Origin of the sequence: Priestia sp. 40 (assembly GCF_049368575.1) — a bacterium.
Lineage (GTDB): Bacteria > Bacillota > Bacilli > Bacillales > Bacillaceae_H > Priestia > Priestia zanthoxyli.
Map to the genome: position 1 here is coordinate 1 of NZ_JBMPZA010000024.1, position 13239 is coordinate 13239.

Below are 13239 nucleotides of genomic sequence, written 5' to 3' on the forward strand. Positions count from 1 at the left end.
GTGTAGCCTTCGTTCCGGTCTATTGCAGCCGATATTGGCACCTTACGAAGCTGAGGGACTGCGTTTTCGCATTTATCGTGAAACGCTTTCGCGCTTTTCGTGCGCCGCTTCAAGAAGTGTTAAATCATAGCTTAATCCGTTTTGAAACTGCTCAAAGCTGGAATCCTGGAAAAGGAAACTTAGATCATCCTGGAAAAGGAAACAATGGTTCTAACTGGCCGTCTACAAATCCCAATCCTACTCCAGGTGGTGCAGGTGCCCCAGGAAAAGGAAAAGGGAAAAATAAATAAAATATTTTTTCAGCTATTTTATTTACTTAATACAGCAATATATAAAGCAGAAAGTCAATGGTGTTCCATTGACTGCTGTTTTAAGAGAAATTGATTGAGGAGACGAATAATGAAGACGCTGCATACAAAAATAGGGGATCACTATATTGATATTAAAACAGAATTTGATGACGTATGGAAAATAATCAAACAATATTTTTTATGTGTTAGTATAGCGAAAAATCAGCCGGACATGACGGTCACAATCACAAATGGCTATGGTGTTTCGTTTCAAGATTATGAAGTCGCTATAGAAGAAAAACTCAATACAATTACTTTTAAAAGAGCAGACTATTTAATTGAAGTAGATTCAGAGTATAAACTGGCTGACGTAGCTATCCACGATGAATTGGCTTTAAAACATGCTCTTATGAACTTATACAGTTCGTTCATTGTTCATCATAACTGGGGGATTCTTCTCCATTCATCGTGCGTTATTAACAGCGGCAAGGCGCATATTTTTACAGGGCACTCAGGAGCCGGAAAGTCGACTGCAGCAAAGTTATCAATGCCAAGGGAACTTCTTTCTGATGAAGCTACAATTTTAAGAATTACAGACGAGAGTGTAACAGTTTTTAACTCACCGTTTAGAAGTGAGTTAAAAGCCAAGGGAAGTGAAAAAAACACACCTTTAGAAAGTATTCAGCTACTGCATCAGTCAATATCTAATCAACGGATAGAGGTAAGGAGAATAGAAGCGTTGATGAAGCTGATAGATAAAGTGTTTTACTGGTCTTATAAACCTGAAGAAACGAAAACAATCATGGGCCTGTTACAATTGTTAGTTAAACAAGTGCCTGTGTATGAGCTTCATTTTCAAAAAAACAATACATTTTGGGAGTTGATGTCATCGTGACAAGTTATATTCAAAAGGGCGGTTATGAAGTAATGGAAGTAGACTCAGAGTGGGTGATTTTAAATTCGCATGCCTATACAGTGACTACTTTAAACGAAGTAGGAGGCTACTGTTGGAAGGTAATAGAAAACAAAAAAACGCTTGCGGAAATTATTAAAGCTGTTGCAGCTTATTACAATACAGAAGCTGAAATGGTTGAAGGAGATATACAGCATTTTTTAAATAAGTTAATTGATTGCGGCCTTGTTGAAAAGTATGCAAGCTAATAATAAGCAGGGGCATCTATTAAAAGCTTTGATTGATCGGAATGGATTGCTTGAACTTCCTGCTGAAGGAACAAGTATGTATCCTCTTATTAAACAAGGAGATATTTGCCAGTTTACTTCAATAAAGCATTCTCCGCTAAAAAGAGGAGACATTGTTTTATTTGAAAGTCCAGCTAATAAACTCATTGCTCATCGCCTTTTAAACTGTTCCTACGTTCAAGAAGAAGAATATTATATTTTTAAAGGTGATACGAACTACGGGGTGGATGATCTGGTTACCCGAGAAAAGATTATCGGAAAACTTGTTGTTATTCAAAAAAAATCAGTGGCGATTCAAGAAAAAAATGTAATTGCTGTTTTATGGGGAAAGCTCATTCTTGCTTTTCCTCTCCTGTCAGTGCTGTTACGAAAGTATATAAACTATCAAGAATGGAAAAAAGCAGATTGAAAGGAGGATGTCGTTATGATTAGTTTAAAAAAGATAAAGCAATTCGACATCCGCGAATATATTTCTATCAAAGAGACAAAAAGTATGGTTCAGTGGCTCTGGCCATACGTAATGAAGCATAAAGGTGCTTATATTGGACTGTTTATTTTGTTATTTGTTGAAATTACCCTTACTTTAGTATCTGCATGGTTTATCGGAAACATTACCGATGCTGCTGTTCATGGTAATTTTGAAAGGCTTAAGTGGCTAGTAGCTATCGGTGTAGGGTTGTCAGTAACAAGTATTACAGCTAATTTTATTGATACATATCTTGAAACAATTGCGGTCAATGCCGTCAAGCGAGACTTGAACTTGGATTTATATAAACATATTTTACTTTTACGAGAACGAGACGTTTCAAATTTACATTCTGGTGAATTGTTGTCTCATTTCACTAACGATATACATAATGTTGAAGGTGTAATTGGGCGAGGTTTAATTAATTTAGTTAGATTTCCGATTATTTCTATCGCTGCCTTTATTTATTTAGTTCAAATTAATTGGAAATTATCGTTATCAATTGTGCTCGTATCTCCTATTGCGATTGCTGGCGGAGCTATATTTGGGATTTTACTTCGAAATAATAGCCGTATCATGAATGAATTAATTAGCAATATTATTAAAAAACTGAATGATACGTTTCACGGATTTACTGTAATTCGATCTTTTACATTGGAAAAACTGTTTTATAGAGATTATAGACAAAAGAACGAGCAGCTTTATTCATTGGAAATGAGAGAGGCAAAGTTAAGAGGCTGGTTTTACGCTGGAAGCGAAGCAATTGGAGCCATTGCGTTTCTTATTAGCTTAATTATAGGTGCTTTTTTTGTAACAGACAAGATTATTACGATTGGTGCATTATTAACGTTTATTAACCTTGTGAACCAGTTGATTTCTCCCTTGACAGGACTAGCTGGACAGTGGGCTGGCTATCAGCGGTCTGTGTCAGCGTTAGAAAGAATTACTAAACTACTTAATTATCCAACTCAAGCGAAGGCGCTGCCTCACTATACTTCCGCAACGCTTGTTCAAAAGGATATACAGGTTAGAAATCTTACATTTAGCTATGATGAGAGCGCGATTGTATTCAAGGATTTCAACTTATACATTCCTGCTGGTAAAGCAGTAGCGCTAGTTGGTCCAAGTGGTGCCGGAAAATCAACGCTTTTTAATTTGATTCAACATTTTTATGAACCTCATTTTGGCACTATTTCAATCGATGGACGTTCAATTGATGAGTTAACCATTTCAGAACTAAGAAGTTCAATTGCATACGTTCCTCAAGAGACATTTCTTTTTAGCGGTACGATAAAAGATAATCTAATGATAGCGAGACCTTTGGCTACGGAAGAAGAAATGATTAATGCCGCTGTTCATGCAAATATTCATGATCATATTATGACGCTGCGTAACGGCTATGAAACAGAAGTGGGGGAACGAGGAGCTAAGCTGTCAGGAGGTCAAAGACAGCGATTAGCCATCGCAAGAGCCATTTTAAAAGATGCGCCTATTCTTCTATTAGACGAAGCAACTTCAGCACTAGACAGTGAAACAGAACATTTGGTAAAAGAAGCATTGGCCCGTTTAATGATAAATCGTACAACTATCATGATTGCCCATCAATTGTCTACTATTCAACATGCAGACCTCATTGTGGTAATGGATCAAGGAGAAGTTGTTCAAAAGGGCACCCACGAAGAGTTAATCAGACAAAGTGGAATGTACCGCAGATTAAATAACGCACAAGAAATCAGTCAACAGAATCCAATCATGCTGAAAGCTAAATAATAGGAAGGAAGAAGTGCTTTGCTTGATAAACTTATAACACACCTTTACGATTCGAACGCTAATCTACCAAGTGATGATGAATTTTATTATGAAGTAATAAAAGAGATTGAATTGTATTTCATTTCCCCACAAGTTTACTCCTTATTGAAAGAAAAAGGAGAGCTAGGAAATACTCCTTTATTTTTTCAAACAAGACTCAAGCAAAAATATCAAGAAACACTATATCAAAATTTATTTATTAAAAATCAAACGGATCATATTATTCGAAAATTTGAAGAAGAACAGATAGAAGTGATACCTCTTAAAGGAGTCTACTTTGCTGAAAAATATTTTGGTCACATAGGTGCTAGAGGGACTTCAGATATCGATATTTTAGTTAAAAGAAAAGACATCAATAAAGCAATAGAAGTAGTAAAATCTATGGATTTTAAAATTGAAGAAGAATTTATTCCTTCTCACTTTCACGTTAGTTTTAGTAGAGAAATTCCTGGATCGGCTATACCGCTAACAGTTGAAATTCATTGGGATATATTAAAAGAAAAAACGGCTAATTTTAACATCCAAGAGTTTTGGGGTGAAGCAGTAAGGTTAGAAGGTTTTCAGTTTGTAAATGCTTTATCCCACTATCATACGTTTTATATGATATGTCTTCACGGTTGGAGGCACAACTTAGATTCGCCTAAGCATTTTTTAGATATTATTCAAATGATTGATGTTGTAAAGGATAAGATAAGCTATGAAACTCTCTTTAAGGATGCAAAGCGTCATCAAACATATAAGAGGATGATTCGAACATTGTCCATCGTGTATAGCCAGTACAGCATATTGGAACAAATAAAAGAATTAAGTTCTATTGAAAATCAATTTAAGGGTTTTGCGTCTTCAACATTGGAACAAGAAAAGAAAGGAATAAAAAAATATTTTACCTTTATGGACTATCAATTTTTTAGCTATGATTCTGTTTGGCATAGTTTAAGTGAAATGCGCAGCTGGTTATTACCGAATAGGTTTGAAGTAACTTCTCAGTTAAAAGAGACGTCAAAACAACATTCGTATTTTTATAGTTTACTTATGCTATATAAACAGAGATGTAATAGTGTGGTAAAAGTTCTATGGTCTTAAGATTCGCATTTATGGAGATTTTGACTCACGAGGAAGCCTGTGCTAGTTTTTAATCTTAATGCCTTGGAGGGGATGCTAGTGAGAAAGATGAAAGGAAAAGTGATAGCAGCCTCTTTCTTTTTAATTGTTGTATTAATTGGATATACAGTTTGGGATAATCAACGAATTACTGTAGCTAAGCAAGACATCATAATTAAGCACTTACCTAAAGAGCTTGAAGGCTTTTCTATTGTTCAAATTACAGATTTGCATGAAAAAGAATTTGGAGAAAATCAAGAAAGACTCATAAATACTATTAATTCGATTCATTATGATGCTATTGTTTTTACAGGTGACATGATGAAAAATAATAGTGAAAATGTGGTGCCGTTTTATACGTTAATAGAAGGTATTGAAAATAAACAACATGCTTTATTTGTACATGGAAATACAGACCCCAAAAGCTACCGTACATCTTCAAGTAATCTTGAAAAAGGTAAATTTGTTAAAGATATGGAAAGTAAAGGTGTGAGGCTGCTTGATTCCACGTATACAGTAAAGAGAGGAAACGCCCATGTTCAGTTTGTTAACTTTGATTGGTCGTTAAAAACAGAGAATAAGTCAAAAACCAGCGGAAGTCACTTATCAAACAATAAGGGCTATCCAGAAAAAGAAACCTCAGATCTTGTTATTGGGTTGAATCACTTTCCAGTAGTTGATTCTCACATCGATGCTCTTCTTAGAGATCCCAGCGTTACATTTAGGTATTATGATTTAATTATGGCCGGCCATTATCATGGAGGGCAGTTTCGTATTCCTTTTTTCGGTGCACTTTTTGTTCCGGAAGCTTGGTATGAAAAGAGTGGTCTGTTTCCTCCTCAAGACCGAGTTAAAGGCCTGTGGGAATACAAGCACATTAAGCAATACGTTAGTGCAGGTTTAGGAAGCAATGGCCCCATCCCATTTTTGAATTTTCGGTTCTTTGACTCGCCTGAAATCAACGTACTAACATTTAAAAGTAGGAAAACTGAATGAGAAAAATAAAAGTGTTGGGCTGAATTTGAACAGTCTGCTTATAAATTATGAGGTTTATTAACAATAAAGCTACGCTCGACAAGGAGGTAGCTTCTTGTTAGTTTATTGAAAAAGAGGAAGCCTTTCTTCTTGAATCTTTAAGATAGCTGAAAAATTTTCTATAAAAGAAGCTTCGGTCATCGCTTGTTGATCCTGCAAATCTTCTACTATTTTTCTTCGTGCATTTTCAAATTTTTTTAATTGTCCAGCTTCTAAGGAACCGTGAGAAAGTAATTTAGGTAAAATCTGAGAAAGAACATCAGCATCCATTATAGCGGCATTCATACCATATGCGCCCGTTGGAGTCATGGTATGGGCGGCGTCGCCAATGATAGCTAATCCGTCTTTTACCCAAGTATCACAGTGAGAGCTATAAACAGACAATAAAATGAAATTTTTCCATGAATGAAGGTTCTGCTCAATACTTTCTTTTAATTGAGGAAATGCCAGGATTAGCTGATCAAGAAAAGGCTGTACAGACTGCTTCTTTAGGGAAGTATAGGACCCTTTTTTAATATTCCAGCCTATTTGAATAAAGCCGCCCGTCTGCGTAAACAGTGCCATTTGCTGATTGTTCACTACCGTAAAGCGAATAGTAGGTTTCCATTTCTCAGGTGCAGGAATTTTCGCCCAAAGCAAATCGTATCCAGGATTATGAATATTGTTTTTTATGTGCGCAAGTTTGCGAACAGTTGAATATCAACCATCTGCTCCAATAATGATTTTACTTTCAACTATTATTTCACCCCGGCCTTTTTGCTCAGCTTTTATTCCAGTATACTGTCCTTTTTCATTCTGCATGAGTTCCGTTACTTTTGTGCCCAGCATAAGTTTGTAGGAGGGATAGAGGCTTGCTTGCCTATTTATAGACTGAAGAAGATGCTGCTGTGGAACATGAATTCCTGCATGTCCAAGTTCAGATTCTATCGTTTTGAATACATGTCCATCCTTCCAGTATTCGACCCTAGACATTCGAAGGAGGCCTAAGCTTTCAATTTCTTCAAATATATGATGTTTCTTAAGAATCATTTCTCCATTTTCATTTAAATGTTCGCCTCGAAATTCTTTTCCAAGTTTATCAGATCTCTCTATCAGTATAGTTGATATATTTTGTTTAGCCAGTAGATAGGCCAGTAGAGCACCGCCTGGTCCGGCTCCTATTATACACACATCTGTTTGATAGTTCATTTTCTTCACCTTATTTGTTATATGCAATTAAGTTACTTTTAGTAAGTATATTAACTTTTATAAATGTTAATGTCAACTTTTTTATAGCTTTTCTTCTATGGAATTCGCTCTTTGGTCAAAACACAAATAAGCTTTTACATAATCAAAGTCAAAGATTAAGTTTTATGGTAAACTAAAATACACAAATTATTTTGAATAATTTGTATAAAAAGGTGAAATTTCAAAATTGTTGAGAAAAAGTACGGTTGGAAAGCTGCAGGATTTTTAGCAAGAAGAGTAGAGAACGTCTCTGAAAATTCTAGCAAACTCCAATTTCGACTGGAGGATGATTATGACAAAAGTAGAACATTATATTCAAACATTGGGTAACAGTGCAGATTTGCTAACGAAAAAGCAGACAAGCATTTACTTCGAAAAACTTTCAAACACCTTTCCTTTTTTAACAATCATGCAAATTAATTGGAGAAAAGTATTAATTAAAAAGTCGGCCCGGCATATTGAAGAAATCAAAAAATGGCTTCAAGAGATGAATATAAAAGAACATCAGGTTGTTTTATTTTGGAAACGAGCAACTAAAGCCGTAAGCGTCGATTTAGCTCAGGCTTTAACGTTTTTTAAACAAACAGCTGATCTTACAGAAGAAGCGTTTATTTACTGTCCGTCTGTTGACTATGTCATTGAATATTTTAAAGACGGTAAAATGATGATTGGTTTAGCAGCACGCTAATTAAAAGGGAAAAAAAGCTGAGGGAAGAGGCGAATGGGAACTTCTTCACTCGGCTTTTTATGCATATAAACTCTAAAAAATACGAAACATAACGTTATTTACAACATAAATTACCTTCTCTTTATAATTAGTGGGAAAAGTATTGACATTTTCCATAAAACAAATATAATTAACATTAATCATATTGTTAATTGTAAAAAGAGTGATCAGGAGAAATGCTGAATGTCGAACAAAAAAGCAGTGACGAATCAAACGAAAAAAGAATACCCTAAACCCTATGGCTATACGTCAGATATTGCTGTATTTACGATTGTGACGGAAGAAAAAGAACCATACAAACCACCTAAAATGAATTTGAAATTAATGCTTATCCAGCGAGCAATGCTAAACGCAGAGGGAGAAAAGAACAGCGAAGCAGGAAAGTGGGCGCTTCCCGGCGGATTTGTCCATCCTGATGAATCAGCTTTTGAAGCGGCTAAAAGAGAGCTGGAAGAAGAAACGGGCGTGAACGATATTCATTTAAAACACTATGGTGTCTATGATGAGCCCGGCAGAGATGATAGGGGATGGGTCATCACAAACGCACATTATGCAATTGTTCCAGAAGATAGTCTAATAAAACGAAAAGCGAATGATGATGCTGCTCGAGTTGAATTATTTAAAATAGATGAAATCTTTTCATTGCCTTTAGCTTTTGATCATGAAATCATCATTCGAGATGCAATCAAGGAAATTAAGAAAGATTTATTGCAAACGACCATTGCTCAGAAGTTTCTGCCTTCTCAGTTTACATACTCTGAACTGCAGGCTGTTCTGCTTACCGTAACGGATGATGCGGCAATTAAAAGTGATCAGGCGTTTGCACGAAAAATAAGAATGCTGCCATTTATTGAAGAAGTAGACGGAAAAACAACGACGAGAACGTCTAAAAAGCCAACAAAGCTCTACCGGTTTGTCGAGATGAATGTGATGAAGCCAATCTATACAGCACGCTATTAAAAGAAAAAACTTTCAATTCAAATAATTAACAATATGTTAACTGTTAATTTTTACTTATGAGGGGGAAACATAATGAAAAAAGCACTGATTAACATCGATTATACAAATGATTTTGTAGCTGAAAACGGAGCTTTGACATGCGGAGAACCAGGGCGACACATTGAAACATCCATAAACGATATTACGCGTCAATTTATTGAGCAAGACGAGTATGTCGTGTTTGCCATTGATTTTCATAAAGAAAATGATTCCCTGCATCCAGAATCAGCGCTGTTTCCGCCTCATAATATTGAAGGTTCTGCAGGAAGAAAGCTATACGGAAAGTTAAATGATTTATATAACGTGTATCAATCAAAGGCAAATGTAGAATGGATGAATAAAACGAGATACAGCGCATTTGCTGGAACGGAGCTGGAGATTAAACTGCGAGAAAGACAAATTACCGATGTCTACTTAGCAGGTGTATGTACGGATATCTGTGTACTTCATACAGCAGTAGATGCCTATAATAAAGGATTTGCTATTTATATTTATGAAAAAGCTGTAGCGAGCTTTAATCAAAAAGGCCATGAGTGGGCGCTTGAACACTTTAAATCTTGCCTAGGAGCAAAAATTATTTAAGGACATAAAAGTGGAGGAAATCAATGAATATGTTTACAGATGACAGCGTAATGCTACACACCGATTTATATCAAATTAATATGGGAGAAACGTATTGGGAAGATAACATTCATCAAAAAAAGGCTGTTTTTGAAGTTTTCTTCCGCAAACTTCCTTTTGGGAATGGGTATGCTGTTTTTGCTGGATTAGAAAGAATTATTGAATATATTAAAGCATTTAAATTTAGCGAATCAGATTTAACCTACTTGCACGAAGAATTAGGTTTTAAAGAGGATTATTTAGCTTACTTAAAAGACCTTACATTTACGGGAACAATTCGATGTATGCGTGAAGGTGAGCTTGTGTTTCATAATGAACCAATTTTACGTGTGGAGGCACCCTTAATTGAAGCTCAGCTCGTAGAAACAGCGATTTTAAATATTGTGAATTACCAAACGCTGATTGCGACGAAAGCAGCTCGAATCAAACATGTAGTAGGAGATCAGGTAGCAATGGAGTTTGGAACACGACGCGCTCAAGAAATGGATGCTGCTATTTGGGGAACAAGAGCAGCCTATATTGGCGGATTTGGTGCTACTTCTAACGTGCGAGCAGGAAAGAAATTTGGAATTCCAGTTGCAGGAACGCATGCCCATGCCATGGTGCAAGCTTATAAGGACGAATATATTGCATTTCATAAATACGCTCGTCGTCACAAAAACTGCGTGTTTCTAGTTGATACGTACGATACGTTAAAATCAGGAGTTCCCAATGCGATTAAAGTAGCAAAAGAATTAGGTGATAAAATTAATTTTACGGCGATTCGCTTAGACAGCGGCGATTTAACTTATTTGTCTAAAAAAGCTCGTCAAATGTTGGATGAAGCAGGGTTTACAGAAACAAAAATTGTTGCTTCCAACGATTTAGATGAAGATACGATTATGCATTTAAAGTCGCAAGGTGCACAGATAGACATGTGGGGAATTGGTACGAAGCTCATTACTGCATATGATCAGCCGGCGCTTGGAGCAGTGTATAAACTCGTTTCTATTGAAGGAGAAAATGGCGAGATGATGGATACGATTAAAATTAGCGCGAATCCTGAAAAAGTGAGTACACCAGGGTTAAAGCGCGTATATCGTATTATCAATAATTTGAATGGAAAATCTGAAGGGGATTATATCACGATGGAAGAAGAAGATCCTCAAAGCGAAGAACGTTTAAAAATGTTCCATCCTGTTCATACATTTATCAGTAAATTTGTCACAAATTTTGAGGCAAAAGAACTCCATCATGATATCTTTGTAAACGGAAAGCTTGTGTATGAAACAGAAGAACTTCAGGAAATTCAGCAGTACGTAAAAGATAATTTAGAGCTGCTTTGGGATGAATATAAGCGCACGCGCAATCCAGAAGAATATCCAGTAGATTTAAGCGAAAAGTGTTGGGAAAATAAAACGCGTCAAATTGCGTACGTAAAACAAAAAGTAGCGGAAGCCCTAAATAAAAAATAGTAGGGAGCTGGAGACATGTCAGATACGCTTGCTTATTTTCAACAGCTAAACCCTGATAAGAAAATAGATAAGCTTTTAGAAAAAGGAGCGAAAATTGGGATTTATGGTTCTTCTTTTGATCCGGTTACCAACGTTCATCTTTGGACGGCATCAACGGTTGCGCATCGAAAGAAGTTAGATGCTATTATCTTCTTGCCTTCATCGCACAAACGGACAGATAAAAAGCTCCAAACGTCCGATGAGCACCGTGTAAATATGGTTAGCTTAGCAATTAAAGACAACCCGAAATTTTTGCTCGATACGTATGAGCTAGACGTATTGCCCGGCTATCATTACACATACTACACTATGGATCACTTTAAAAAATTGCTCCCACACGCTAACTTATTTTTTATTATGGGAGCCGATTTACTGCAAGATATTGGTGAGGGCAAGTGGAAGAAAGCAGATGAACTTATAAGTGAAAACCAGTTTATCATCATGGCAAGAGAGGGAATAGACATGTTGAAAGCTATTAGTCATTCTCCTTTGCTTCGAAATTATGACGACGGGCGGTTTCAGCTTCTTGATAAGGGGCTAGCGATGGAAATCAGCTCTACTTATATTCGTCAAGAATTTGCCCGGGGCGGAGAACCAAGATATTTAATGCCTGATCTCTGTTATTTTTATAGTAAAAAACATGGATTGTATCAGTAAGAAATCTACATATAATGGAAGGAGAGCATGTATCATGTCAGACATGCAAGAAAAAATAAGAAAAGAGCTACATGTGAAATCTGAAATTGATCCAGCACAAGAAATCCGTGCCCGCGTTGATTTTCTGAAAAACTACCTAAAGTCAGCAAATGCAAAAGGTTTTGTATTAGGTATAAGCGGAGGGCAGGACTCTAGCTTAGCTGGACGATTAGCGCAGATTGCTGTAGACGAATTGCGAAAAGAAGAATACGAAGCAAAATTTGTAGCCGTTCGCTTGCCTCATGGTACGCAGCATGACGAAGCAGATGCGAAGGCGTCACTAGAATTTATTAAACCTAATGAAACATATACATTTAATATTAAAAACACGGTGGAAGCATTTGAAAGTTCGTTTACAGGTGCTACAGATATAGCGCTGTCTGATTTTCATAAAGGAAATGTCAAAGCACGTACGCGTATGATTGTACAGTATGCAATCGGAGGAGAAAACGGCCTTTTAGTTATCGGAACCGATCATGCAGCAGAAGCAGTAACAGGCTTTTTTACAAAATACGGGGATGGCGGAGCAGACGTGCTGCCTCTAACAGGATTAACAAAACGTCAAGGAAAAGCATTGCTAAAAGAATTAGGTGCAGATAAACGATTGTACGAAAAAGTACCAACCGCTGACTTATTAGATAATAGTCCTGGTCAATCTGATGAAACGGAACTAGGAATTTCTTATGATGAACTAGACGATTATTTGGAAGGAAAAGAAGTATCACAAGAAGCCGCTGAAAAAATTGAACAGCGCTATCGTATTACTGAACATAAGCGTCAATTACCGGCTAGCATGTTTGATGAATGGTGGAAATGAGAGAAATGCCCATATTAGGTATATCTAATATGGGCATTATTTTGACTGATTTCTTTCATAAAACAAAAAAGAGGCGGAAAAAGTGTAATTTAACGAATTGTTTTCACATACACACTTTGTTATTCTTACGCACTTTGGTATAATGAAGTGCTTTTAATATTATTGAGGAGGAACATTTTTTATGGCAGTTGAAGTAGGTAGCAAGGTACAAGGTAAAGTAACAGGTATTACTAATTTTGGAGCATTTGTAGAATTACCTGGAGGTCAAACTGGGCTTGTACATATTAGTGAGGTAGCTGACAGCTATGTAAAAGACATTAATGACCATCTTAAAGTTGGTCAAGAAATTGAAGTGAAAGTCGTTAATGAGAAAGACGGAAAAATTGGATTATCGATTAAAAAAGCGATAGATAAACCGGAAAGACCCTCATCTTCTTATTCACAACGCCCGCCACGTCAGGCAAGAAATAATGATAATCGTTCTAAAAGCAACTTCCAACCAAAGGAAAACTTCGAACAAAAAATGGCGCGTTTCTTAAAAGATAGTGAAGATAATTTATCTACACTAAAACGCAGCACTGAATCAAAACGAGGTGGCAGAGGCGGAAGACGCGGATAAATCCCTTCCACTTTAACTACTTTATTATATAGCTGAAGCAAGCCAGTAAAAATTGGCTTGCTTCTTTTTTGTGATAGCTTGGGTACATACGCTAGAAGAGTAAAGAGAAGGTTAAGCACTTACTTAGTTGTAAAGTAGA

The 13239-nt window shown here is 36.4% G+C and carries 14 protein-coding genes and 1 pseudogene; 14 read left to right on the top strand and 1 reads right to left on the bottom strand.

All coding sequences use genetic code 11. The features are described from left to right. The 7 genes from ACO1DI_RS24445 to ACO1DI_RS24475 form a co-directional block, all read left to right on the top strand. A partial coding sequence (locus tag ACO1DI_RS24445; RefSeq protein ID WP_423145663.1) for a hypothetical protein occupies positions 1-290 on the top strand: 290 nt, incomplete at its 5' end. A gap of 109 nt (positions 291-399) precedes the next feature. Then, on the top strand, positions 400-1185 hold the full coding sequence (locus tag ACO1DI_RS24450) for a hypothetical protein (protein WP_245229147.1): 786 nt from the start codon (positions 400-402) through the stop codon (positions 1183-1185). After that, on the top strand, positions 1182-1451 hold the full coding sequence (locus ACO1DI_RS24455; RefSeq protein ID WP_115653802.1) for a PqqD family protein: 270 nt from the start codon (positions 1182-1184) through the stop codon (positions 1449-1451). The genes ACO1DI_RS24450 and ACO1DI_RS24455 overlap by 4 nt, the downstream gene beginning before the upstream one ends. Continuing rightward, positions 1441-1899, top strand: a complete 459-nt coding sequence (locus ACO1DI_RS24460; protein WP_048021487.1) for a signal peptidase I — start codon at positions 1441-1443, stop codon at positions 1897-1899. The genes ACO1DI_RS24455 and ACO1DI_RS24460 overlap by 11 nt, the downstream gene beginning before the upstream one ends. Before the next feature lie 15 nt (positions 1900-1914). Continuing rightward, positions 1915-3726, top strand: coding sequence for an ABC transporter ATP-binding protein (locus ACO1DI_RS24465; protein ID WP_423145664.1), 1812 nt, complete (start codon positions 1915-1917; stop codon positions 3724-3726). 18 nt (positions 3727-3744) lie between these two features. Beyond that, positions 3745-4848, top strand: a complete 1104-nt coding sequence (locus tag ACO1DI_RS24470; protein ID WP_080968661.1) for a nucleotidyltransferase domain-containing protein — start codon at positions 3745-3747, stop codon at positions 4846-4848. An 87-nt stretch (positions 4849-4935) separates the two neighbouring features. Next, positions 4936-5862: a metallophosphoesterase gene (locus tag ACO1DI_RS24475; RefSeq protein ID WP_423145679.1), complete on the top strand. Its 927-nt coding sequence runs from the start codon at positions 4936-4938 to the stop codon at positions 5860-5862. 102 nt (positions 5863-5964) lie between these two features. Here ACO1DI_RS24475 and ACO1DI_RS24480 read toward each other — a convergent pair. After that, positions 5965-7089: pseudogene (locus ACO1DI_RS24480) on the bottom strand (FAD-dependent monooxygenase). A 331-nt stretch (positions 7090-7420) separates the two neighbouring features. On the opposite strand from ACO1DI_RS24480, the gene ACO1DI_RS24485 reads away from it, so the two are divergent. From ACO1DI_RS24485 to ACO1DI_RS24515, 7 genes are all read left to right on the top strand, one after another. Continuing rightward, positions 7421-7816, top strand: a complete 396-nt coding sequence (locus ACO1DI_RS24485; protein ID WP_423145665.1) for a hypothetical protein — start codon at positions 7421-7423, stop codon at positions 7814-7816. A gap of 222 nt (positions 7817-8038) precedes the next feature. Then, complete coding sequence (locus ACO1DI_RS24490) at positions 8039-8815, top strand: NUDIX domain-containing protein (RefSeq protein WP_014460245.1); 777 nt, start codon at positions 8039-8041, stop codon at positions 8813-8815. Between the two features lie 72 nt (positions 8816-8887). Next, positions 8888-9436 (top strand): cysteine hydrolase family protein, encoded by a 549-nt coding sequence (locus tag ACO1DI_RS24495; protein WP_014460244.1) that lies wholly within the window; start codon positions 8888-8890, stop codon positions 9434-9436. Positions 9437-9459: 23 nt separating this feature from the next. Beyond that, positions 9460-10929 carry a nicotinate phosphoribosyltransferase gene (locus ACO1DI_RS24500; protein ID WP_014460243.1) on the top strand — a complete coding sequence of 490 codons (1470 nt, stop codon included), beginning with the start codon at positions 9460-9462 and terminating at the stop codon, positions 10927-10929. Positions 10930-10944: 15 nt separating this feature from the next. Further along, positions 10945-11625: a nicotinate (nicotinamide) nucleotide adenylyltransferase gene (nadD, locus tag ACO1DI_RS24505; protein ID WP_423145666.1), complete on the top strand. Its 681-nt coding sequence runs from the start codon at positions 10945-10947 to the stop codon at positions 11623-11625. A gap of 34 nt (positions 11626-11659) precedes the next feature. Next, positions 11660-12481: an ammonia-dependent NAD(+) synthetase gene (gene nadE, locus ACO1DI_RS24510; protein WP_014460241.1), complete on the top strand. Its 822-nt coding sequence runs from the start codon at positions 11660-11662 to the stop codon at positions 12479-12481. A gap of 181 nt (positions 12482-12662) precedes the next feature. Continuing rightward, a complete protein-coding gene (locus tag ACO1DI_RS24515) occupies positions 12663-13100 on the top strand; it encodes a S1 domain-containing RNA-binding protein (RefSeq protein WP_013056909.1) in 438 nt (145 codons plus the stop codon). Positions 13101-13239 lie beyond the last annotated feature (139 nt).

Excerpts from the sequence above, each read along its gene's own strand:
- ACO1DI_RS24450 (WP_245229147.1), top strand. The coding sequence starts at position 400 with ATGAAGACGCTGCATACAAAAATAGGGGATCACTATATTGATATTAAA.
- ACO1DI_RS24460 (WP_048021487.1), top strand. The coding sequence starts at position 1,441 with ATGCAAGCTAATAATAAGCAGGGGCATCTATTAAAAGCTTTGATTGAT.
- ACO1DI_RS24465 (WP_423145664.1), top strand. The coding sequence starts at position 1,915 with ATGATTAGTTTAAAAAAGATAAAGCAATTCGACATCCGCGAATATATT.
- ACO1DI_RS24475 (WP_423145679.1), top strand. The coding sequence starts at position 4,936 with ATGAAAGGAAAAGTGATAGCAGCCTCTTTCTTTTTAATTGTTGTATTA.
- ACO1DI_RS24485 (WP_423145665.1), top strand. The coding sequence starts at position 7,421 with ATGACAAAAGTAGAACATTATATTCAAACATTGGGTAACAGTGCAGAT.
- ACO1DI_RS24490 (WP_014460245.1), top strand. The coding sequence starts at position 8,039 with ATGTCGAACAAAAAAGCAGTGACGAATCAAACGAAAAAAGAATACCCT.
- ACO1DI_RS24495 (WP_014460244.1), top strand. The coding sequence starts at position 8,888 with ATGAAAAAAGCACTGATTAACATCGATTATACAAATGATTTTGTAGCT.
- ACO1DI_RS24500 (WP_014460243.1), top strand. The coding sequence starts at position 9,460 with ATGAATATGTTTACAGATGACAGCGTAATGCTACACACCGATTTATAT.
- nadD (WP_423145666.1), top strand. The coding sequence starts at position 10,945 with ATGTCAGATACGCTTGCTTATTTTCAACAGCTAAACCCTGATAAGAAA.
- nadE (WP_014460241.1), top strand. The coding sequence starts at position 11,660 with ATGTCAGACATGCAAGAAAAAATAAGAAAAGAGCTACATGTGAAATCT.
- ACO1DI_RS24515 (WP_013056909.1), top strand. The coding sequence starts at position 12,663 with ATGGCAGTTGAAGTAGGTAGCAAGGTACAAGGTAAAGTAACAGGTATT.